Here is a 23,060-nt window from a genome sequence, read left to right as displayed (position 1 = left end):
CAACCATACCTTAAAACACCAAAACCAAAAATGAAACTGCTCTCCATATTGTTGATAATAACTTTCTGCCGGTTAAATATACTTGCACAGAAAGATACGTCGGTTAAATCTCAAATCCCTTTCGAGGGAATGGACCAGACCTGGCAAAATGGTAATGACCGGCGGGATTCTGCGGTGCTGACCGGCAAATATGTTACCGGCATCATTATGATCGATGTGAATTATACCAATTCATTCAATAATCCTATCGATCACACAGTTGTTGGTTCCACAGCGCTTGCCCGCAACAATGAATTGGAAATTTCATGTGCCGGCTTAGGGGCTGAATTAAATTATCTTGGTGCACGGGGCCGGATCGTGACTCAGTTTGGGACGCGCTCAACAGTTGTTCCCCGCAACGATTATAGTGTGTACCGCGGACAATATGATCTTGCAAATGTTTACCGTTACCTGAGCGAAGCTTACGGAGGATATCATTTTAATGTAATGCATGGCATTAACGTGGATGCCGGAATGTTCATGTCCTATTTAGGCCTCAACTCCTATTACCAGGTGGAAAACTGGGAATATCAGGCCTCATTTACTTCCGATAATACACCCTGGTTTTTCAACGGTATCCGTGTTCAGTTATTCCCGACAAAACGGCTGAAGATCGAGCCATGGATCATAAACGGATGGCAGAGTTATGGTATGTTCAACGAAATGCCGGGAATCGGAGGAAATGTTACGTGGTGTCCGAATGAAAACATTAAACTTCTTACAAATAATTATTATGGCGCAGATGCGGCGGGACTGCCCGGACGGCACAGGTTTCACTCCGACAACAGCTTTTTGGGAAGGTATTACAGTAACAAGAAATCAAAGAGGGTGAGTCAAATGGCATTTTCACTTACGGTAGATATAGGTTATGAAAAAGGTTCCGGCGTGAATGGGTTTCAAAGTGATGCCGCGAAAGGTCCCGCACAAAATTTTGTAAGTGCAATGTTTTACAATCGTGTATGGTTCAATAAAAATAAATTCGCATGGACCATAGGAGGAGGAATGATGTCGAATCCCGGACGTTATTTAGTTCTCTATCCCACAGGGCAGGCGAGTCCTTTGCCAAATCCAACCAATCCCACTGCAACTGCAGGAGCCTTTCCGTTCAGCGCAAACCCCGGAGACCAATTTAACGGGTGGGATTGTTCAACCAATTTCGATTGGATGCCGAATCAAAGTATAACATTCCGTATCGAATACGTTCACCGTGAATCAAGTGTGCCCTACTTTGCCGGCCCGGGCGGCGTTACCTCTCCTACAGGTTATACAACCACACCTTTACCTTTTGGCTGGGCTCCTGACCTTGTAAAATCAGAGGACAGGATAATTTTCGCAATGTTGTTTCGGTTATAAAAAACGGAGAAATCTTCTTTCTGTTCAATAGAGATCGTATTGAATAAGATTATTGCATGCCATTTTTTTCAAAAAAATATTTGGTACAAACCTGCCTGACCTGCAGGCATGTTTGTAGCTTTCGTGCTTTGGTGGCTAAAATCCAATTGCCACTAAAACACCAAAACATGAAAGCCCACCAAAAATCTTATTTGATATAAACTTTAACAAATTATTTGAAAAAGAATCCATTCGGAATAACACCTACCTGGAAACTATCTACTTTGCTTCCTGTAGCATTAAACCGGATCACATATCCGTTACTGCTGAAATTACCGGCATCGGCACCGTATAAATAATCATTTGCAGAATCTATCCCCATCCCATAAAAGCTTCTGCCAATAAATGCCGTGCTGCTTAAACCAGGAGCCGATATATCCTGCGTATAAATGTTTCCCTGGTAAGTGTAGTACAATTTATTTTTTGCACCATTGATGGAAAGATTGGATGGAGTTGAAGAAGTGGAGCTAAATGTATATGTTTGTTCAACAGTGTTGTTTGAAGGATTAATCCTTACCAATGCTCCTGTTTCGGCCAACGCTGTAAAAGAAGTGTTCCATCGTCCTCCGCACAGCACCCATATTTTTCCATTAGCATCTACCTGTATGCCATCCGGATTTGGACCAACTTTAATACTTGTTGAAACCACATCAGTTGTCGAATTAATAACAGTTACTACACTATCATTATCGAACCCTCCTTTGCAAGTAACATAAACAGAATTGCCCGACTTAACCATTTTTTCGGCTCCCTTCCCTGTATTGATAGTTGAAGACACGGTATTAGTTGCCAAGTTGATCACTTTTACCGCGCCATTGAGCCCGGTCGTCCCCCACTCGGTAACATACCCTTTACTGTTATCGATCCCTAAAAAATAACGGGGTTGATTGACCCCGGTAATAGTGCCGGATGATTTAAAATTATCAGCAGTTACTACTTCCACCTTACCCGCATTATTCACTGCGACATATCCTTTTCCATTATAAACACTCATTGATTGTACCACATTACCAAGCGGCAGGCTATTCGCGGTCTGAAAAATATCATTGCTCACCGCTCCGGTGCTTCTGTTATAAAAACTCACAGTTCCGGTTCCGGACCCATAAGGTCCTTCACAGGTTATAAATATTCCGGATCCATAAGCTCCTGATGGGCTATTGGTATTTACCGGGTCAGCTTTTTTACATCCGGATATTGATACTGCAAATGCTATTGAGCCTATTGCCAGCCATTTTGTTACTTGAGTCATTTTGTTTGGGTTTTTAGATTTATAGTTTGTTTTGATTATTTATTCAGGTGCTCGAAATTTACGGCGATGCCTGCCTGGTAATATCTGCCGGGCATAGCGAAGTATGCAATAATCTGGTAGGCTTGGTCCCATATATTATTCACCTGAATAAACGCTTTCACATTCATTTTAGAAACGATAAGCGTTTTACTCAGCGCAGCATTACCTATGTGATAAGGATTCAGATATTGGGTATTATCAGAGGTAGTATATCTATAGCCCACATAGTTATAAGAAAATGAAAATTTAAAACCCTTATACTCCAATCCTGCATTAACAATAGCCTTTTCTGCAGGAGAATAAATGAGCTGTTTATTCAATGAGGCTTCGCTGCCTAAATATATTTTCCTGTTGGTTGAAAGCACAAAATAATAATGTGCTCCAAAAGCTATTTTTATTTTATTTATAGAATACTGCAGTTTCAGATCATATTCCATCCCACGGGCCCAAACGGATAAAACATTTGCCGGCGACCATATTCCATATTTGTCAGGCAGCCAAATGATCCAATTATCAACGTTGTTATTAAAAGCGGTTACTTCTGCCTCTAGTAAAAAATCAATTGTGTGATGAATTAAAGCAAGTCCCAGCTCTTCACTTATTCCACTTTCTGACACCAGACCCGGATTCCCACCAGGCGTCCAATACAGATCATTGAACGTTGGCAGCCGGTAGTTTTTTGATACGCTTCCTCTTGACCTGATCTTCTTAAACACCCGGCCTTCAAATCCTGCTGATGCTGCAAATGGATATTTGCCATTACTTACAAACTCCTGCCGCAGGGTAAGTGTTCCTCTCCATGTATCCTTTTTGTTATTTATGCGATAGGAACTAAAAAATGATGTCCTGTTTTGATACGGACTTTTAATATAGTCACTCGTCACCACCTCATTAATACTCTTTTTTGAAACAGCTTCATTGTATGTATTGTTAATCCCAATATTAATTGACTGCACAGAAGTAATACGGATCTTACTTTCGGCTTCAGAAATAAAAGATCCGGAATGACTTCCTGATCTCAAACTAATGAGTGGATCAGTATAAGTGAGTGCCTCATTAAAATACGCGGAACGAACAAACACAGAAATTTTTTCCTTTTTCAATTGCCATTCCAGCGTAGTGCGACAGGATTCATCCTTTTGATTTGATTTGCTGCTGCCAACCGTCATACTGGCGGGAATGTTACGATCGTTGAATTGATACCAGAATCTGAAACTTATTTTTTGACCTTCGCCTATTTTAAAATAATTTTCCTGCAATATTCCATACTGCTTTAATTCCGCGTTTGCCATCTTTTGTTCAGGCATTCCGAATCGGGCGACATTGGTAAACGGGAAATCATTTTTAGCATCGTGGTTAAATATCTTTGCAGATGAAACAAATCTTTTCCTGCTTATCGTTACTTCAATGTTTTGCTGTTTGTCTTCAAAACTTCCATAACTGAATGTTCCGCCCGCAGAAATCCCTTGGTCAAATACTGCAATGTTATTCAGGTGTATTGCACCACCCACTGCTCCGCTGCCCCACAAAGCTCCTGAACCGCCGTATTGAAGCCCTATAGTATTTATAAAATTTACAGGCACCAGGGCAAGGTCAAGTTGCCCATACATTGGACTTGTGAGATTAAACCCATTCCAAAGCACTGCTGTATGGCCGGCTCCCGACCCTCTGAACGAAGGGCTGGCCAGCCCGCCCATACCATAACTCTTTATAAAAACCTGTGATTGATCGGTGAGCAGATCGGCCAGCGTATTAGTATTATTTCCGGCTAATATATTTGAATCAATTTCCTGAATTTTATTTCCTGAAGAAAAATCTGTAAGCCGGCTGGCGACAATTTCTGCTTCAGCCAAATTATGTACAGTGTCTGCCGGGCTTATTTGTGAAAAACAAAAAGCGGCATTCATTAACGAAATAAACAGAACTAATTTTTTTACAAATGTTTCCATAGATAAATGATCTGTCCCGAATCATTTATCATTCAAACCGCATGGATAAAAAATAATGAGAGGAAAAATTGGTTTCTTCTCATTCTACTCCTATCCCGGAAGCTCAAATGATAATTAATACGATATGGCAGGTCTTCTGACTTACACCCTGTTGCCTGTCTTCCCATCCCGCCATTAGCGGGAAAGTGACTAAAGATGTGCAACGCTTATTGGTGCTTACAGCAGCGGGAACTGTCCAGGTATTTCACCTGATTCCCTTTTAATCTTGCTATTTTGTTAAATAACAAAGAACCAAATCAGGGACGAAGATATAAAATTTTAATAATTCCAACTTCTATAGATGTAAAACGATTCTATATAGTCAATAATGTGAGTTTCTCCGGCATTAAACCCCTGAATTCTCAAATAATACAGGTCTTTTACAAAATCGCGGATAATCTTACATAGGTAATGTAAGGTCTTTTGTTAAGCGGAATTTAGCCATAGAAGGGGCTTTCTTTGTAGGAGAGATTCAAACTGACTAAACAATAATTCAATGAACCTTTTAAAACCACATACCATGAAAACGCTGGCCACTTCCGCTTTACTATTAGTGTGCACATACATGTATGGTGCTGACGCTATCAGGCTGAAAATTTCCGGAAACAACTATTCCGATGAAACTCTAATACGCTTCATGGATGGAGCAGATAATGGATTTGATAACAACTATGATGCTACCAAAATGTTCAGCTTTAACAAAAATGTACCTGCCATTTATTCTATGGTCGATGCAGTCAATCCACTCGTTGTAAATTCATATCCGCTTCTGATAAAAGGTGGAGTAAAGACAAATATTTTTGTAAGAAATTATATCGCAACAACCTATACTATAAGCTGTGAGGAATTTGGAACGATCTCCCCTGACGCCTGTATATATATGGAGGATATTAAAACAGGTAGTTTTTATGACCTGAGGAGAAATGCAAGCCACACCTTTCAGCTCCAGGCCGATTCCGCTTCCAATACACCCCGCTTTGTCGTGCACTTTAGTGTTCCGTCAACGCTTAGCACCAGCGCGGCATCCTGTACAATGAGTAACAACGGAAGCATTTCAATTTCAAAACCAAATTGGGATACCTGGAACTATCAATTATCAGATGTTTCAGGAAAAATTGTGAAAACGGGTTTCGATATTTATTCATCAACCACTATTGATAACCTGTATCCAAACAACTATACATTGACCATATTCTCAAAATATGGCTGCCCGGAAAACTTCACAGTTACAGTGCCAGTAATGAATTCTATAAAATCCTCATTTATTTCCTCAGCTGATGCTGTACGGGCTGATTCGGCAATTGTAGCATTTACTAATCAATCCGAAAATGCTGTTAAATATTTATGGGATTTCGGGGACCAGCATTTTGATTCGCTGTCAGCAAATCCCACCCACTCTTATTCAAAGGCAGGATCATATATTGTGAAGTTAACAGTGGTAAACGGAGCCTGTTCAGACGTTTCACAAAAAACTATAGAGGTATTGCCATCAAAGGGAGTCACCACCGGAATAGGACAGGATTACACCGGCAAAAAAATTAAAATATTCAATTCTGCGGAAGGACTTATGATAGCTATGCCTGATAAGGCATCCGATAAAACATATACTATATCCGTATATAATTCTATCGGGCAACTATTATATAACGAAAAGACAGAAAGTTCAGGCAGCAATTATTTGCTCAGCGGTTTCAATAGCAGAAATAACATATTAATTGTACAGGTGCGTACACCCGGGGAATTGTTTTCTGAAAAAATAGTTACAGGAGAATAACGGATCACATTGCAGTGCCTTTAATTGATTGTTCTTATCTGAAAAGTGAAATATATTGGATCGAAATCGCCGGGGGAAGACCTCCGGCGGTTTTGCAGAAGAAATTACTGATCAATGTTATCTATTTGTTTGGATGGAAGTGAAACCATAAAACTGGAGCCATTTCCAATGCTACTCTTTACAGCTACAGCTCCACCGAGTGTTTTTACCACCTCATTTACAATATACAGTCCCATACCTGTTCCTTCACCCTCCTCCCTGGTCCGGAAATAAGGCTTAAAAACAAGTTCAAGTTCATCTTTCGCTATGCCGATTCCATTATCCTTTACTTCAATAGTAACGCCATTACTTGAACCATTCACAGATATGTCAACAACAGGTTCTTTGCTTTTCGATCTGTATTTTACAGCATTGCTCATCAGATTCCGTATAACCGATGATACCAAATGACTGTCGGCATAGAAGGGAATATTATTGTTTATAACAATGTTAAATTTAACGGTATTGAATCCAGGCAGGTAGGAAAGCTCTCTCAAAACACCTTCAGTTATTTCATTAAAATCAATGCGGTCAGCGGCTGGATCTCTTATTGTTCCTTCCATCAGGTCTAACAAATCTGTGAGTTGCTTTTCGAGTGAAACTCTGCACTTTTCAATGATAGAAAACAGTTGTTTCAGATCATTGCCAACCTTCATTATATTTCCGACCTCAATTGCTCCTTTTATACTTTTCAATGGACTCATTACATCATGCCGGATCCTCATAAAATCGGGAAGCTTTTGTATCGCTATCTTTCTTGCTTTCCCTTCACTTTTCGTTTGCGATTCCGCTGGAACCTTGTTTTCTCCCGGTGAAAGATCAACGAATAACTGATCCAATTGATGAATTGTTTCTTCTAAACGATCTGATTGTTCAGAAGTCAGAGAGGAAGTATCAGTATCACTAATTCTGGATTTGATCATTGCAAGCAGGTCAACAATAGTTTCCCGCGATTTTGTGCTTTTTTTCAATTACAATTTGTTTTTATTAAATCTACTATATAGATGCAAATTTAATCAAAGATTACGTATTTATACGCATAAATCACTAGGTATTTATACCTATTTATGTTAAAACTTTTATTGCCAATTAAACCATGGTGTTAGTTAATTATCTTGCACAATATTGTATTTTTGTCCCATGAAGGATTGTGGGGAAAGGAAGTTGAACATCAATTTATCCTGAATGAAACAACGAAAACCCAAGGCCAAATACTCGTCGGTTATGCTGGTCGACGACAGCGAAATCGATAATTTTATCAACCAAAAAATGGTTGAGGGCTGTAACTTCGCTGAACGGGTGTATATTCACACGAGCAGTAAAAGCGGACTTGAATTCCTTAGAAACCTTGAACAGGCCGGCGACGGAGGAACACCATTATTTCCGGAGATCATTTTCCTTGATATTAATATGCCTATGATGGATGGCTTTCAATTTATTGAAGAGTTCGACAAGCTTAACACTGCATTATTGGGGAAAACAAAAATAGTAATGCTCACTACCTCTATCAATCCGGCTGATATTGAAAAGGCGAAACATCTTTCTTCCGTTCACAAATACATAAACAAGCCCCTTTCTCAAAAATCACTGGATCTCCTTTAATTTTTATCCCTATTGTTTGTTTATTGCTGCTACCTATTTTTCTATGTACTGCAATGTTTTTCCATCAACGGTTTTAACGGGAACCCATTTACCATGCTGGTCCAGTTTTTCAATCAGATAAAATTCTACTTCCGAATTCCAGCCAGAATATGGGGACCACGTGAGCTGCACATTGCCTTCAACTAATTCAACATTAAGCAATATAGAAGATCCCATATTACTCTGCGGGGTGGAAACGCCGCAGGAGTTAACGACCTCAATACGATAATAATAACTCTGCCGATTTACATCTACATCGCTATCGAAATATTCCCTGACTGCAGCCTTAACTGTATTTATCAATTTGTAATGACTGCTGTCAGTCGACCGGTATATCTTATACGCCGTTACAGTTTCTGGTTTGATTTTGGGCTTACTCCATTCCGTGTAAACCTTTGCATTATTAATCACAGTAGATCTGACCACTTCTACCTTCTGATCGGCAAAACTATTTGGCATGGGTCCAGCAATGGAAGTATCGCTGGATGACGTGATACTGTTTCCACATATTTCAGTGCCTTTCACCCGATATGAATAATAGGTCGGGCATAAAACGCTTTTATCAAGGTACATCAGAATGTTGGAAGGCACAGTTGCCATTAACTGAGGCGAAGCTCCTCCCGGTTCACTGCGATAAATTTCATATTTTGCTACAGAACATCCTTTATAAGGTGTCCAGCTGACCTTTACATTATCTTTCGCAATTATTTTCGCGGTCACATTTATTGTACAGTGCGCATTGATCTGATCAACAGGGATACTGTGAGCACAGCCATCCCGTGTTTCCACTTTGTAACAGTAAGCACGATCAAGTGTATTTAATCCTTTGTCATTATATAGCGTAGTAGCACGGTTATTTATCACGGCGACTTGGGTAAATACAGCTTCGTTGTCAGCTTTACGCCATATCACATACGAATCAAAATCATTTACCGTAGCCGGTTCCCAGGCAATATCTGCTGTTGTATTTGAAGAAACGGTAACCACCAATAAAGGTGAAACAGGTGGAGGCATTGAATCGGACACCCATATCATGGCCGGTTTTACAATGGTATCGCTGCAACCATTATTATTCGATACGATTAATGATATTGTTTTTGAACCGGCGGTTACGAAACTAACAGCGGGATTTTGCTGAGTCGAAGATAAAGTACTGTCAAAGTTCCATAAGTAGGTTGCGTTTTGGGTAGAAACAGAAGAATCTGTGAATTGCACGCGGGAGAACGGGCAAACAGCAGACGCATTGCTTACAAAGCGTGCAACGGGTGTTTGCAGCACTTCAACAGGTTTAACATTGAACGTATCCGAGCAATTATATTTTGTTGAAGCGATAACCTGTACGGGATATTTTCCAGGCAGGGTATAAGTATGCTTCACAGATAAAAGAGTGTCCCTCCCTCCATCGCCATATAGCCAGGTGACACGCTTTATATTAAGGTTTGAAACACTAAAAGCCACTGCATAAGGCTGGCAACCTTTTGCACCTGAAAGATCAAACCCGGAAGATGAAGGCATGGAATGAATTACAAGAGGAGTATTCATAGTTGATGAACATGCATACTTATCTGATATTGTAAGAGACACATCGAATTGACCCGAATCCCTGTAACTGTGTTCAGGCATTTGCTGCAAAGAAGAATCACCGTCACCGAACCTCCAAAGCCATGAGATCGCTTTTGATGAAGTATCGGAAAAAGATATTAATTGATTTGCGCATCCCGATGCCAGAGAAACACTGATCTTACTCTGCGGGCCGGATCGGATATTTACCGGGTAAGGAAGCACATAACTTGCCGGACATCCCATGGAATCTGTAATAAGTAATGATACATTATATTTTCCCTGATTTTTATACAGATAAGAAGGGTTTTTAACTGTGGAGAAGCTTCCATCTCCAAACAACCAAGTCCAACTGGATGAATTCATCGACTGGTCGATAAAGTTTATGCTTTGCTGACCGCACAAAGAAGAATCAGAAACCGTAAAATATGCGGATGGCCCAAGTACATGGACATAATCAATACGGGAAACAGTATCGGAACATCCTTTATTATTCAATACAACCAGGCGTACAGAATAACTTCCGGGAGTGGGATAAATGTGAGAAGGATTCCGGAGCGTTGAAGAAGATCCATCTCCAAAATCCCAGAACCATTTTGCTGCTCCTGCCGACGAATCCCTGAATGACACCAAAGAGGGAGCACAGGTAGAAGATGAAAACCCTGAAAACAGAGCTTTGGGACCACCAACAACAACAGGCGGCAATTGTACCGAGTCCGCACATCCCCCGCTTGACTTTACAATAAGCGTTGGCGTATAGGTTCCCTTATTCCTGAATATATGTGAAACCTGCTGGCTAACAGACTCTCCCCCATCGCCAAATTTCCACAACCACGATGCAATATTAGTCCCTTTTCCCGTGAAAACTACCGGGAGCGGCGCACAACCACTCAATACACCAATAACAAACCTGGCCTTGAGCTCAGAAATATTGGCTTTGGAAATACTTGCGGTGCAGCCATTACTGTCTATAACAGTAAGTGAAACCTGCCCGGCAGGCATAGTATTGAATGTATGAACCGGATTGCGAAGTGATGAACTTGTTCCATCGCCGAAATTCCATAACCAGGATATGGCATGCTTACTGGAATCGGCATATTGAACTGTAACCGGGAAACACTGCCTGTCTTGTACAAATGCAAAATCGGCCGAAACAAGATCTACTTTTACAGGTTTAGAAAACACGCTGTAACAATCATCGTCATAATAGGCAGTAAGTGTTACGGTATAATTTCCAGCTTTCGGAAATGTATGCATGGGATTCCCCGCCCTTTGTTTGGGGCTGCCATCGCCGAAATCCCAGACACAAAAATTATTTGCAGGCTGACTGATCCCGCTCGACTTGTTCTTGAATACCATTGCCAGCGTACCGCATGTATTTTTACGTACAAATGTAAAATCGGCAATCGGCTGACGAACCAATATAGTTGAAGACAGCGTGTATTTAAAATGGCACCCAATACTATTGTCGGCAGTAAGTGTTACTGAGTAATTTCCAGCGGCAGAGAATGTATGATCAGGATTTTGACTGGAAGAAACTGTTCCATCTCCAAAATCCCATTTATAATTGAACAACCCATTTGCTGCGAAATTGAATGTGACGGCATCTCCCGCACATACATCATATCGGTTCGCCCATAAGGTGGCTCCCGGTCCGAAATACGAGGTTTGCAAATGCCTGTCCTCACATCCCTCAGAATTTTTTACCGATAATTCGGGCGAATATACTGCTGAATCGGAATAATTATAAACAGGATTCTGAACGACCGATGTGCCACCATTTCCAAAATTCCATAGCCACGATGTCGGATTTTGAGAGGAATCAATAAAGGCAAATGTTCGTCCTGTACAGCTCTCCTGTTGATTCATTGAAAAATATGCCTTCACACTGCTTACCTGCACGTATGAAGGAATGGTTATAGTATCGATACGGCCAATGGAATCTTCAGCTATAATAATTACATTATAATTGCCCTGATTTTTATATACATGTTGAAAACTTTTAGCGTAACTGTATGCGCCATCGCCTGTCAGCCATTTGATCTTTTTAGCGGCTGAAATAAAATTGTTAAACGGGACGGCAAACGGCGCACAACCTTTTATGGCAGGCAGATGAAGTGTATCAATATTACTTCCTGTCCCGGGGATTTTCCCAAAGCCTTTGCCGGGATCTAAGATACCACTCAGATTACCCAAATTCCCGGCACAGTCCGGAAGCACAATAGAATTACCCTTTATAACATGCCCCGAACAGCCCGCTGCTGTTTCAACTTTAAGTGAAACCGAATATACCCCGGAACCGGAAAAAGTATGCAGCGGCTGCTTTTGATTTCCTGTTGTACCGTCACCGAAATCCCATAACCACGAGACCGCGTTCGCTGTGGTGTCAGTAAAAGGAACTGTATAGTTTGAACATGCAGGCAATGAATAGGTGAATCCCGCCGCAATACTGCTTACTTCAATTGTTTTAAATTTTGAAATTACCATGTCACAACCATTCGCGGTTTTGACGGTGAGAGTGACAACATATACTCCCGGCTGCGTATATGTATGCTGAGGTGATTGAAGGATACTCGAAGTGTTATCTCCAAAATCCCATAACCATCCCGAAGCTCCGGGTGTTGCATCGGAAAAATCCGTAGTGTAAGGAACACAGCCCCGGGAAGGCGCCGGCGGAGTGTATCTCTGCCCCGGATTAATCATCCGTATGTAATTATTAAGAACGATTGAATCTTTACAACCTAATGGCGTGCTAACAGTGAGCCGGACACTGTAGGTACCCAAACCGGTATATATATGTGTTGGGGTCATGGAAGAATCAGTAGTTCCGTCACCAAAATTCCATGTGTAATTGCCGGCTGATGAGAAAGCGGGTTTGAAATTTACTGCAAGCGGAGAACAGCCTGATGTTATGTCGGCTGTAAATCCGGTTGCGCCCTGCTCAACAACAATATCTTTTGAATAAGTGAACGCATGTTCACAATCATTACTGCCAATAGCCCGGAGTGTTATTTTATACTTGCCTCCATCCGGATAAACATGCACAGGATCTTTTAACGAACTGGTATCTCCATCACCAAAATCCCAAAAATATTTTACAGCACCAACGGAACTGTTAGAACAGATTATCTTTAAAGGAGCACAGCCTTTGTCTGCACTTACCGAAAACTTAGCCGCAGGGCTCTTTTTTACATTTATATATTGGGGCTTTTTAGTGTATGCCGAACAGCCCTGATTATTACTTACTGTAAGGTAAAGATCGTACTTGCCATCATTGGAATAAGTATGAACAGGATTTTGTGACGTGGATGTTGTTCCATCACCGAAATTCCACAACCATGAATTTGCCCAACTTGTAGTGTCTGAAAATTTTACTGAAAGCGGAGAACAGCCAAGAATAATATCACTGTAAAAATCCGGTGAAGTCGGAGTATATATCTGTATATAGTTATTAATTGCAACGGTATCATAACAACCATATTTATTTTTTGCAATGAGTGTGACAGTGAAGCTGTCCGTATTATTATATGTATGGGTGGGCTGCTTTAACTGTGATGCTGAACCATCTCCAAAACTCTATTTCCATTCAATTGCGGAGCTGTCGGAAGGACTAAAAGAAAATATTGTGGCAGGGTTGCAGCTGGTAGTGGTATTGCTGGTAAAGCCTGCATCGGGTTTTGGATAAATTTCAATGTAGTCGGTTTTCACCATTACATCCTTGCAATTGAACCCGTTATCGGCAACAAGTTTGACAGTGTATTTACCGGGAGTAACATAGGTATGCTGTGGGTCCCGAAGAGTGGAAAAACTTCCATCACCGAAATCCCAGATCCATTTGTCTGAATTGACGGAAGTATTAACAAACAGAAAATTATTGTCATTCACACAGGATGATATTTTTGCCGCATAAAAACCGGCAACAGGCAATGTTTTAACTCTTATGAGGTCCTGCAACACCAGGGAATATTGGGCACCATTCGATTTGCTGCAAAAAAGTTTTACGGTGTAATTTCCCGGAGAGAGGTACACTACGGACGGGTTACATTGGGTAGAGGTGGTTCCATTTCCAAAATCCCAAAACCAGGAACCTCCATTCTTAGTCAGATTCTTAAAAGTTACATTCAAAGGAACGCATCCGCTTGTTTTGTCCGGTTTAAAATCCACCTGTTTAGTGGTATCAGTGCCAAGATTTGTATTATGAGGCGGCTGATATAAAGGGTTCTGGGCAAAAATTTTCCCTGCACACAGCATCACGCAAAGTGCGTATATGTAAATGTTATTTTTTTTATCCAGGGACTTTGTACTTTTCATAACACCATTGATTTATCAAATATAATATATGTAACTATCATTTTCTGGATATCGAGATTTCCGCATACGATCTTTCATTATTTACAGTTTTTACAACCTCACTGATTACAATTCCCTCTTTGTTAAACCTTCTTATGCGATAGTACGATTCATTCGCCAAAGGGTACTCATCAATGAAGCAATGAAGCAATTGATTGTCGCCGGGCGACTCAATACTTTGCTTTGCATACAAGGGCGTAAAAACATGGTTATCCACTGATCTCTCCAATAAATAGAGTGATTCCCCGTTTGGTTCAATAACTTCCCATTTTACATACGCCTTTCCTTCAATGCACTTTACTTTAAATGAAGTGAGTGTATAACTCTTCTTGATGTCACTTCCGCCATAATTGCATTTGGATTGCCCGAAAGAAACATTAGCTGCACTTAATATTATTGCAAATGCGAGGGCCGTTATGCCTGCCCTATTTGCAAAAATTTTCAGTAGTGGGTTCTTGGTTTTCATGATTTCCTGGTTTTTAAAGATTTATACTGTGTAAATAATATCCATTTTATTGCAGCAGCATCAGGCTGCCTGTTTTAATTATTCGCTGTGTATTCTCTCCGCTGGCTGATATCCTGTATACATACATATCCTGTTTACATAATACGTCCAGGAAAGTGCCATCCCATTGCTTATTGATATCAGTACTTTCGAAAACGAAATTGCCCCAACGATCATAGATCACCATTTTGTATTCAACTATTCCTTTACCAACAGCTCCGAATGTATCATTCAACCTGTCATTATTAGGAGTAAATGCATCGGGAATATATAAGGTAAACCCGGGAGTAATCTCAACTGTATTTGATTGACTGAGGATTTTATTGTTTCCTTTTTTAAATGCAGTAACTCTATATACTTCGCTTCCTTCTTTTTCCTGAGCAACGGCTACTGCAGCCAACGAGAAGAAAGCGATGCAGATAAATATTGTTGCTACTGATTTCATTGTTCTTTTCTTTTGTTATATCAAAGTAACTGCATAGCACGGGGGTATACCACCCTACTTGGGGACGATAATAACAGATGTAAGATTTTTTAAACAATTGTCCGATTTCAAAAGGGAGTGAAAAATTCGTTATGGAACCAGCCGGGATCCAGATCAGATCAGCCCTTCTATGTTCTGACCTATTGACGAAGGCTCGTAAATAAACATGGTTCAGAAATGGCCCCGGGAGGGACTTATATCATTTTGATGTATTTATGACCGCAAAAACAAAGAAATAATACAAATACGGCAAATTGAGAGGATTAATCCGGGTAAGATTTTAAGCTTAAATGAGATAAAATACGACTGTTTGAAGGGAATTTACACTATCCGGCACTTTTTAAAGAAGAACTTTTCAGCTCCGGCAAAGTTTAGCGATCGATGCATCATCCATCGGGAGGTATTCAAGCATACGGGTTCTCCCTTCGTTGTTCAACCTGAATTGATTTCTTAGTTTGAGCAGCTTTTCAAGTGAATTATCTTTCAGGGCTTTCGAAGAAAGTAATAGTTGCAACATTTTCGAAAATATCTGTACCTGCTCGTATTCTCCGCTTTCATTTAACTCCCTTATCTTACGGGTCACATTCTTCAAATAAGTAAAAGCTGTTTCATCCTTATTAGCAAGTATATACGCGTAAGTAAGAAGAAGCTTCAACTCCACCTCTGTATGAGAAAAATTACGCGTACTGATGTTATTCAGTAATTTTTGAAGCTGACTTATCGCTTCCTGTTCATTACCTGAAAGTAAAGCGCATATGGCCTGTGATTTTACAAAATTCACATAATTGGGGATATCGTCAGTATCGGGCTTATAGGACTCAAATATTTTTGCATTCTCTTCAACCATTGCCTTTTCAGATTGGTCATGAATGCGATATTCCAATGCCGACAGTAAAAACCGGGAAGTGAAGCAACAAAAACTGCACAGCATGAAAGAGGGAAGTGAATCATTTACCTGTTCGTAATATACTTTCGCCTTCTTATATTGCTTTAAGTGCATATAATATTCAAACTTTAAAAAATTATGAATGTTCAACAGGTATTTGTAGGTGATATCTTTATCGTAAAGGAGCAATGTTTTCTCAATATAATCGAGCATATCTTCAATAGGTTCATCATCCTTAACAGCATCCGGGCGGGTGACAAATATGGCAAAACTGATATTAATAATATTCTTGTAGATGGCCAGATGATGCGAGCGGTAAAGCTCTGCAAGCGCGGCCATTTCTTTTTTAATGATAACCAGGATATCGGTAAGTGCAATGTCCTTTGAAAGGTAGTACTCGCCAAGTGTTTTATGGAAATCAGCTATAAGGTCTTCTCCTTTATCCAGCGAAGCTGTATAAGCAAGGTGTTTATTGTACTGTTGCGAGTATTCGTAATATTTTTGCGAATGCAGGTGGAGCTTTTTCAAAGCGCCATATACACCCCTGAGCTCATGAGGCAGGTCGTGTTTTATCAGATCTTCTTCAAGTTTTTTAAGTATGACAATTGCCTGCTCGCGCGGTGTATTATAAACCAGGTTGGGAATAGTTGAAACGGTATGTAACAGATCGGCGCGTGAACCCTCCAGGTTTGAAGCGAGAAACTCCTGCACCTTATCATACAACCTTGATTTAAGGGTATAGTATGCGCTTTGATTAACGGCCAACTGTGTAGCTATATCATCATCATTCAGCTTATTCTCCCGCATTAAAGTAAAAAGGAAAAGAAATTTATCTGCTTTGGTGGAAGCTAATTTTTTACTTACCTGATCGTAATCCTCCTCTTTCAGTTGAAGGATCATATCTTTTAGTTTGATCATACTTTGATTAGATAGTTTAAATCACCAATATAATAATTTCTTCACCCCTGTTTTCTACGGAATAAAGTTAATTGATATCGGAGAATTAACAAACATCAATCAAATAACATTTACTATTTGATCAAATTTTAAAAATCCGTGTATTTCATCGAATGCCGGAGGATCCTTTATCTCTATTCCAAGAAGCAAAACATCATCGATCTGTTCCTGTTTCCCCTTCCACTCATCAAAAAAACTGTTTATAATCTGTTCCTGGACATCTATAGGTATGTAACATGATTTTGTCAATAATGAGATCAGGCGCTTTTTCGAAATTTTTTTTGCACTTTTATCATTAAACTGATCCGCGTACCCATCGGTAGAGAGGAATATCCTGTCATTTGCTTCAAGGTAAAGAACATGATTCGCATACATTGTATTTTCAGCCTGGCCAATAGCGGTCTTATCGGCCGCGATCTCATTGAATTCCCCTTTTCTTACAACATATAAAGGACGGTTTGCGCCGGCACATTCTGCAATATTGGTTTCGAGGTCTATTGAACACAAAACAATGTCCATTCCGTCCTGAAGGCTTGTTTTATCGTGATTAAGAATTTTCCGAACACCTTTATTCAGCTGGTTTAAAATATCAGCCGGATGGCTAACTTCCCTCTTATTCACTATTTCATGAAGCAGGTTGCTGCCCATCATTGATAATAAAGCCCCTGGTACGCCGTGACCCGTGCAGTCGGCAACGGCGATAAAAAATTTATTGCCTTTCCTTTTGAACCAGAAAAAATCTCCGCTTAATACATCCTTAGGCTTATATGAAATAAAAGATCCCGGGAATGCATCCTTCAATACATTTACATTGGGAAGTGAGGCGCTCTGAATTTTCTGGGCGTAATTTATACTGTCCTTGATGTCCTTATATGCACTTTCGATCCTTTTATTGGCAATATCCAATTTGGCATTCAGCCTCTCCAGCTTTTTCTTATTAATTACATTCTCGATCGCTGAAGGGAGCCGTAACAGATTGCTTTTTAAAATATATTCATCTATTCCTTCCTTCAGGTATTCCGCTAACTTTCCTTCAGAAATGGAGCCGGAGATCAGGATAAAAGGAATGTTCTGATATTGCCTTCTTAAAATACAAAACGCCTCTATACCACTAAACTGCGGAAGAACGCAATCCGAAAATATTATATCAGGCCTATACTCCTCCAGCGCCTTTACAAAGGAGCCTTCCTGCCAGACTCTTAAAATGCTGAATGCGATATTTTGCTTTGCAAGAAATCTTTTGATCATTTCAGCATCAGCCTCCTGATCTTCCACGATAAGAATTTTTATCTGTTCCATGTTTATTGGTTATATTTAGTACGCCTTGTTTTGTGTTTTCAAAACTACCTCATGGAATTATATTATGATCAACAACCCGGACTCAAGCCTGACTCATGTAAGATTTTTGATCAATTGGTTCGCAAACCCGACCTAAACATGTCAAAATAAAAGCACAGCAATTCAGCAGTTATTTTATAAAATAGGATATCCTATTTTTAAAAAATAGGTATTTATACCTAGGCATTATTACTAGTTTTTATAAAAAATTCTACAATTGAAAACTCTGCACTACATTTGACCAGGAGAAAACTTAACCGGACCAGGATGATTTTAACGAAAAGCAACAGATGAATGGAAGAACTGGAAATCCATGATCGGTACAAATTTTTTTCCGGAATCGCGGCAACTATTGTAATTGGGCTGGGGATGTTTGTTCTGGCCGGCTGGCAGTTTGATGTCGGATTTTTCAAACGCCCATTCCCCAACTTAGTTGCGATGAATCCTACAACTGCTTTATGTTTTATCGCTTCCGGTATCTCAACCCTGTTAATCGTAACAAACAAAAGTATGCACAACACCAATATGTATGTATTACTGTTTGCAGCGGTACCGTTTATTATTGGCATACTAAAAGTATTTACACTTGTTTGGGGGGTCGACCTTCGGATTGACAGTCTGCTTTTTGCTGAAAAAATAAAAAATGATGTCATTGGAAATCTGTCGAATCGCATGGCCCCTAATACAGCATTCAATTTTATGATTTGCGGAACGGCATTATTGCTGATCAATTATGAAACTAAAGAAAAACACATGCCAGCCCAATATCTTGCTTTAATTGTTGCATTAGTTGGTCTGCTATCGGTATTGGGATACCTGTATCGCGTGCAGGCATTTTATGGTGTGCTTACTTATATTCCAATGGCTATCCATACTGCAATTGGTTTTCTTTTTATCTCACTTGCGATCCTGTTCACCAATCCCGATAGAGGAATTATGAAAGTAATTACAGGATCGTATGCGGGAAGTTCCACTCTGCGTTTCTTAATTCCGGCTGCAATCATTATACCGATCATACTGGGCTATTTCCGACTTATAGGAGAATGGGAAGGCCTCTTCGGCATGGAATTCGGAGTCGCCATACTTGTATTATCCATTATAATCGTATTTATGTGCCTTATTTGGTATAATGGGGTATCACTTAATAAAAGGGATATCCTGCGGAAGCTGGCCGAGAATAACCTTCTAAAACTAAATATGGAACTTGAAGCAAGAGTAATAGAACGCACAAAAGAATTTCAAAATAGTGAACGGAAATTCAGAGCTCTTATTGAGAATAATTATGATGCCATTGTATTAAACGACAGCGATGGAATACCATTGTACCAGAGCCCATCCGTTGAAAAAATGCTTGGATGGTCCTTAAACGAAAGAGAAAATAAAAACGGTACGGAGCTTATGCATCCGGATGATGTGGAAAATGTAAGAATTAAAATGAAGGAGGCGCTTGAACACCCGGGCAAACCAATTCATTCCTCTCATCGCATAAAACATAAACAAGGCCATTACATCTGGACTGAAGGAACAATAACCAATATGCTGCATGAACCGAGTATTGGCGCTCTGGTATCAAACTTTCGCGATATTACGGATCGCAAACTTGCTGAATCCGAATTAAAAGAAAAAGCCATTTACACTTCCAAAAGGTCGTGCGACCTTTTGGAAGTGCTTTTAAAATATTCCATGATGGACTTCTCACAGCGGATACCCGTGAGCGAAAAGGGAGATGAATGGGACGCTATTGCCATTGGCCTGAATACACTAAGCGAAGAGCTTGAAAGCCATATAAAACAGGTACAGGACGCCAATCGACAATTGGTTGCTGTTAACAACGAATTGGAATCATTCAGCTATTCTGTTTCTCACGACCTGCGTGCCCCCCTGCGCGCTGTGAACGGGTATGCCCAGGTGTTAAACGAAGACTACTCCGCAGTTTTAAATAAAGAGGGGAAACGGCTTATTGAAACCATACAATACAATGCCACAAAAATGGGAACATTGATAGATGACCTGCTTTCCTTTTCAAGACTTGGACGAAAAGAAGTGCAGCGATCTGCTATCAATATGAATGACCTGGCGGAAGGTTTAATTATTGAGCTGAACAAAACCGTAAAGTACAACGCGAAGATCGAATATGGCAAATTGCACACCGTTACCGGCGACTACGGACTCATTTACCGGGTCATGTTCAATCTGGTTTCAAACGCGGTAAAGTATTCTTCAAAAAATGACAATGCCCGAATAGAGATCAGTTCGGAACAGAATAAGGATGAAACCGTTTTCTTTATTAAAGATAATGGGGTAGGATTCGATATGCGCTACTCAGGTAAATTATTTGGTGTATTCCAACGGTTGCATACCTCCGAAGAATTTGAAGGGACCGGAGTGGGACTTGCAATTGTGCAGCGAATAATTTCGAAGCACGGAGGCCGCGTGGGCGCGGAGGGATACCTGAACAAAGGAGCCACTTTTTATTTCGCTTTACCTAACAATTAAAAAACATAAAAATGGAAAAACAAAAAGTAGACATTTTACTGGTGGAAGACAATATCAATGACGCGGAATTAACTATCCGCGCACTCAGAAAAAATAACATATTAAATCTACTGGTACACCTGAAAGATGGTGCAGAAGCCCTAGACTATATTTTCGGCACAGGCAGTTATTCCGCCAAAGAACCAAACAATGAACCAAAAATCATTTTGCTGGACCTGAAAATGCCAAAGGTAGGCGGAATAGAAGTGCTTGCAAAGTTAAAGTCAAACGAACGCACAAAAAAAATCCCTGTTGTTGTGCTTACTTCATCAAAAGAAGATCCGGATATAAAGGCCTGCTATAATTTAGGCGTTAACAGTTATATCGTAAAGCCGGTTGGATTTGAAAATTTCACAAAGGCAGTCGCCGACCTTGGCATGTACTGGCTGCTCCTTAACCAATCTCCTACTTAAAGAAAATCAAATGACAAAAAAAATTAAAATACTTATGGTGGAAGACTCTGCTGCGGACGCGGGATTGATCCAGCATGAATTAAAAAGGGAAGGAATTGATTTTGTCGTCACCGTAGTTTCAACCAAGGTCGGTTTTGAAAAAGAGCTGATTGAATTTATTCCCGATGTTATACTTTGCGACCATTCGCTTCCACAATTTAATTCGATGGAAGCATTGAGGGTCTTTCTCCTTCATAACGTCAATATCCCGTTTATTCTTGTTACAGGATCCGTCTCAGAAGAGTTTGCTGTGGAAAGTCTCACCGCGGGAGCTGATGATTATATTCTGAAGTCATCATTAAAAAGACTGCCTTCAGCTATCTATAATGCAATTGCGAAAAAGACTGCCGAAAATGAAAGAGAAATAAATTTCAGAAAACTACAGGATGCAAATGCGGAACTTAAAACATTTATTTACAGGTCGTCGCACGATATACGGCAGCCTGTTTCTTCTATTCTGGGATTGATCGAACTGACAAAAAAACAGCTGAATAATTCACAGCTGAATAATTCAGAGACGACACCTTTGATTGAAATGATGGATAATTGTGCAAAAAGACTCGACAATATCCTGCTGCAATTGATAGAGGTTATTCGTGTGAAGGATGACCTGCCAGAAAAATCGGAAGTTGACTTCCACTCTTTAATAACTGATGTTATTGATCAATTAAAATATCATACCGGCTACGAGAAGATAAAATTCAGCGTTAACGTTGAAAATATCACTCCTTTCTATTCAGACGAAAGCATGCTCATATCACTATTTCAAAACCTGATCGGAAATGCGATACAATACAGGAATTATTCTATACCGAACCCCTTTGTAAATATTAATGTTAAAAATGTTGCCTCCGGACTTGAGATTTTAGTCAGTGATAACGGGATAGGAATAAAAAATAAATTACTGGATCAGGTTTTCGAGATGTTTTACAGGGGAACCATCCAGTCGAACGGACTTGGTCTTGGATTATATTTAACAAAAAATATTGTGGATAAATTAAACGGGATAATTAAAATAGACAGTGTTGACGGGAAGTCAACAACCGTTTCTGTTTTCTTTCCGTGTTGAATTAAATTTTTAAAGAAATAACAATACCCCCGCATATAAAATTGTTCAGCGCGAATTTATTCAGGAAAAACTCTTCACTGTTTTCTTAATCACCAATAGTAAATTCCTGGATATCAATGTTTAATGATTTTATTAATCCCCGGCCCGTTTATTGCACAGAAGATTTGCCAGCTATTACCTTATCAGGATACAGCTAAAATTCATAGATTGCAGAGCAGAATCCGGATTCGGATTATTGTGGAATAATGAAAATAAAACTATTAATACCGCTCATCGGAGTTCTTCTTTTGTGGCAACCACTTTATTCGCAAACTGCCGATGAAACAATAGATCTGTTAAATACGCTATTCAGTGAACACAGCATAGGAACAACAAATTTTTCACTTAAAAAGGTAAGCGATACCGAAATTATTGCCACCAACAGTGTAGCAGTGAATAACTACGGTTCCGAAAAACTCACGTATCGTTTTAATCCCAAAAACGCCCTGTCGCTCAAAAGCATTATAAGTAAAAAAAATGTGACGATTATTTTCACTTTCAAAGAAAATTCTGTTGAATGGTTCGACAAATATTTGCGGATTGAAATGTTAAGTAAGATCCAGTGCTCTCTCATAAACATGAATGAAAAAGACATTGACGATCTGCTGAAAGCGTATAAACATTTAATTAATTCACTTGGAGGTAATCTTAAGGACGAAATTTTTTAAACAGGCCTATCCAATTAAGAATTTTTCATCCACCAAACCTGCCTGAGCGGCAGGCA

The 23,060-nt window shown here is 39.8% G+C and carries 16 protein-coding genes and 1 riboswitch; of the genes, 7 read left to right on the top strand and 9 right to left on the bottom strand.

Annotated elements, in window-relative coordinates:
- Positions 1 to 30 precede the first annotated feature (30 nt).
- Complete coding sequence (locus tag HYU69_14205; protein ID MBI2271493.1) at positions 31 to 1,392, top strand: porin; 1,362 nt, start codon at positions 31 to 33, stop codon at positions 1,390 to 1,392.
- Positions 1,393 to 1,603: 211 nt separating this feature from the next.
- Here the strand turns inward: HYU69_14205 and HYU69_14200 are convergent, their stop codons facing one another.
- A complete protein-coding gene (locus HYU69_14200) occupies positions 1,604 to 2,680 on the bottom strand; it encodes a hypothetical protein (GenBank protein ID MBI2271492.1) in 1,077 nt (358 codons plus the stop codon).
- 35 nt (positions 2,681 to 2,715) lie between these two features.
- On the bottom strand, positions 2,716 to 4,668 hold the full coding sequence (locus HYU69_14195; protein ID MBI2271491.1) for a TonB-dependent receptor plug domain-containing protein: 1,953 nt from the start codon (positions 4,666 to 4,668) through the stop codon (positions 2,716 to 2,718).
- A gap of 108 nt (positions 4,669 to 4,776) precedes the next feature.
- A riboswitch (cobalamin riboswitch) is annotated at positions 4,777 to 4,979 on the bottom strand.
- A 224-nt stretch (positions 4,980 to 5,203) separates the two neighbouring features.
- Here HYU69_14195 and HYU69_14190 point away from each other — a divergent pair.
- Positions 5,204 to 6,481, top strand: coding sequence for a PKD domain-containing protein (locus tag HYU69_14190; protein ID MBI2271490.1), 1,278 nt, complete (start codon positions 5,204 to 5,206; stop codon positions 6,479 to 6,481).
- Positions 6,482 to 6,585: 104 nt separating this feature from the next.
- Here the strand turns inward: HYU69_14190 and HYU69_14185 are convergent, their stop codons facing one another.
- Positions 6,586 to 7,491 (bottom strand): HAMP domain-containing histidine kinase, encoded by a 906-nt coding sequence (locus tag HYU69_14185; GenBank protein MBI2271489.1) that lies wholly within the window; start codon positions 7,489 to 7,491, stop codon positions 6,586 to 6,588.
- Positions 7,492 to 7,705: 214 nt separating this feature from the next.
- Here HYU69_14185 and HYU69_14180 point away from each other — a divergent pair, with 214 nt between their 5' ends.
- Entirely contained in the window at positions 7,706 to 8,122 is a 417-nt protein-coding gene (locus HYU69_14180) for a response regulator (protein MBI2271488.1), read from the top strand.
- A gap of 33 nt (positions 8,123 to 8,155) precedes the next feature.
- Here HYU69_14180 and HYU69_14175 read toward each other — a convergent pair whose 3' ends face one another.
- From HYU69_14175 to HYU69_14150, 6 genes are all read right to left on the bottom strand, one after another.
- Positions 8,156 to 13,057 (bottom strand): PKD domain-containing protein, encoded by a 4,902-nt coding sequence (locus tag HYU69_14175; GenBank protein ID MBI2271487.1) that lies wholly within the window; start codon positions 13,055 to 13,057, stop codon positions 8,156 to 8,158.
- Positions 13,058 to 13,297: 240 nt separating this feature from the next.
- Positions 13,298 to 14,032, bottom strand: coding sequence for a PKD domain-containing protein (locus tag HYU69_14170; GenBank protein ID MBI2271486.1), 735 nt, complete (start codon positions 14,030 to 14,032; stop codon positions 13,298 to 13,300).
- Between the two features lie 37 nt (positions 14,033 to 14,069).
- On the bottom strand, positions 14,070 to 14,537 hold the full coding sequence (locus HYU69_14165) for a hypothetical protein (protein MBI2271485.1): 468 nt from the start codon (positions 14,535 to 14,537) through the stop codon (positions 14,070 to 14,072).
- 46 nt (positions 14,538 to 14,583) lie between these two features.
- Positions 14,584 to 15,021, bottom strand: a complete 438-nt coding sequence (locus HYU69_14160) for a gliding motility-associated C-terminal domain-containing protein (GenBank protein ID MBI2271484.1) — start codon at positions 15,019 to 15,021, stop codon at positions 14,584 to 14,586.
- 394 nt (positions 15,022 to 15,415) lie between these two features.
- A complete protein-coding gene (locus HYU69_14155) occupies positions 15,416 to 16,864 on the bottom strand; it encodes a hypothetical protein (GenBank protein ID MBI2271483.1) in 1,449 nt (482 codons plus the stop codon).
- Between the two features lie 99 nt (positions 16,865 to 16,963).
- Complete coding sequence (locus HYU69_14150; GenBank protein MBI2271482.1) at positions 16,964 to 18,202, bottom strand: SpoIIE family protein phosphatase; 1,239 nt, start codon at positions 18,200 to 18,202, stop codon at positions 16,964 to 16,966.
- Between the two features lie 333 nt (positions 18,203 to 18,535).
- On the opposite strand from HYU69_14150, the gene HYU69_14145 reads away from it, so the two are divergent.
- The 4 genes from HYU69_14145 (at position 18,536) to HYU69_14130 (ending at position 23,004) form a co-directional block, all read left to right on the top strand.
- Positions 18,536 to 20,737: a PAS domain S-box protein gene (locus tag HYU69_14145; GenBank protein ID MBI2271481.1), complete on the top strand. Its 2,202-nt coding sequence runs from the start codon at positions 18,536 to 18,538 to the stop codon at positions 20,735 to 20,737.
- An 11-nt stretch (positions 20,738 to 20,748) separates the two neighbouring features.
- Positions 20,749 to 21,189: a response regulator gene (locus tag HYU69_14140; GenBank protein MBI2271480.1), complete on the top strand. Its 441-nt coding sequence runs from the start codon at positions 20,749 to 20,751 to the stop codon at positions 21,187 to 21,189.
- Between the two features lie 10 nt (positions 21,190 to 21,199).
- Positions 21,200 to 22,297 carry a response regulator gene (locus HYU69_14135; protein MBI2271479.1) on the top strand — a complete coding sequence of 366 codons (1,098 nt, stop codon included), beginning with the start codon at positions 21,200 to 21,202 and terminating at the stop codon, positions 22,295 to 22,297.
- Positions 22,298 to 22,542: 245 nt separating this feature from the next.
- A complete protein-coding gene (locus HYU69_14130) occupies positions 22,543 to 23,004 on the top strand; it encodes a hypothetical protein (protein MBI2271478.1) in 462 nt (153 codons plus the stop codon).
- Positions 23,005 to 23,060: the final 56 nt, after the last annotated feature.

It is taken from the genome of Bacteroidota bacterium (assembly GCA_016183775.1).
Taxonomy (GTDB): domain Bacteria; phylum Bacteroidota; class Bacteroidia; order JABDFU01; family JABDFU01; genus JABDFU01.
The sequence above is the reverse complement of the archived record's forward strand: the minus strand, read 5'-3'. Positions and strand labels throughout refer to the sequence as shown.

What these genes read in the sequence shown, in the direction of transcription:
- HYU69_14150 (MBI2271482.1), bottom strand. Translation starts at nt 18,202, where the DNA reads ATGGAACAGATAAAAATTCTTATCGTGGAAGATCAGGAGGCTGATGCT.
- HYU69_14195 (MBI2271491.1), bottom strand. Translation starts at nt 4,668, where the DNA reads ATGGAAACATTTGTAAAAAAATTAGTTCTGTTTATTTCGTTAATGAAT.
- HYU69_14135 (MBI2271479.1), top strand. Translation starts at nt 21,200, where the DNA reads ATGACAAAAAAAATTAAAATACTTATGGTGGAAGACTCTGCTGCGGAC.
- HYU69_14140 (MBI2271480.1), top strand. Translation starts at nt 20,749, where the DNA reads ATGGAAAAACAAAAAGTAGACATTTTACTGGTGGAAGACAATATCAAT.
- HYU69_14160 (MBI2271484.1), bottom strand. Translation starts at nt 15,021, where the DNA reads ATGAAATCAGTAGCAACAATATTTATCTGCATCGCTTTCTTCTCGTTG.
- HYU69_14165 (MBI2271485.1), bottom strand. Translation starts at nt 14,537, where the DNA reads ATGAAAACCAAGAACCCACTACTGAAAATTTTTGCAAATAGGGCAGGC.
- HYU69_14145 (MBI2271481.1), top strand. Translation starts at nt 18,536, where the DNA reads ATGGAAGAACTGGAAATCCATGATCGGTACAAATTTTTTTCCGGAATC.
- HYU69_14170 (MBI2271486.1), bottom strand. Translation starts at nt 14,032, where the DNA reads ATGAAAAGTACAAAGTCCCTGGATAAAAAAAATAACATTTACATATAC.
- HYU69_14190 (MBI2271490.1), top strand. Translation starts at nt 5,204, where the DNA reads ATGAACCTTTTAAAACCACATACCATGAAAACGCTGGCCACTTCCGCT.
- HYU69_14130 (MBI2271478.1), top strand. Translation starts at nt 22,543, where the DNA reads ATGAAAATAAAACTATTAATACCGCTCATCGGAGTTCTTCTTTTGTGG.
- HYU69_14200 (MBI2271492.1), bottom strand. Translation starts at nt 2,680, where the DNA reads ATGACTCAAGTAACAAAATGGCTGGCAATAGGCTCAATAGCATTTGCA.
- HYU69_14180 (MBI2271488.1), top strand. Translation starts at nt 7,706, where the DNA reads ATGAAACAACGAAAACCCAAGGCCAAATACTCGTCGGTTATGCTGGTC.
- HYU69_14155 (MBI2271483.1), bottom strand. Translation starts at nt 16,864, where the DNA reads ATGATCAAACTAAAAGATATGATCCTTCAACTGAAAGAGGAGGATTAC.
- HYU69_14205 (MBI2271493.1), top strand. Translation starts at nt 31, where the DNA reads ATGAAACTGCTCTCCATATTGTTGATAATAACTTTCTGCCGGTTAAAT.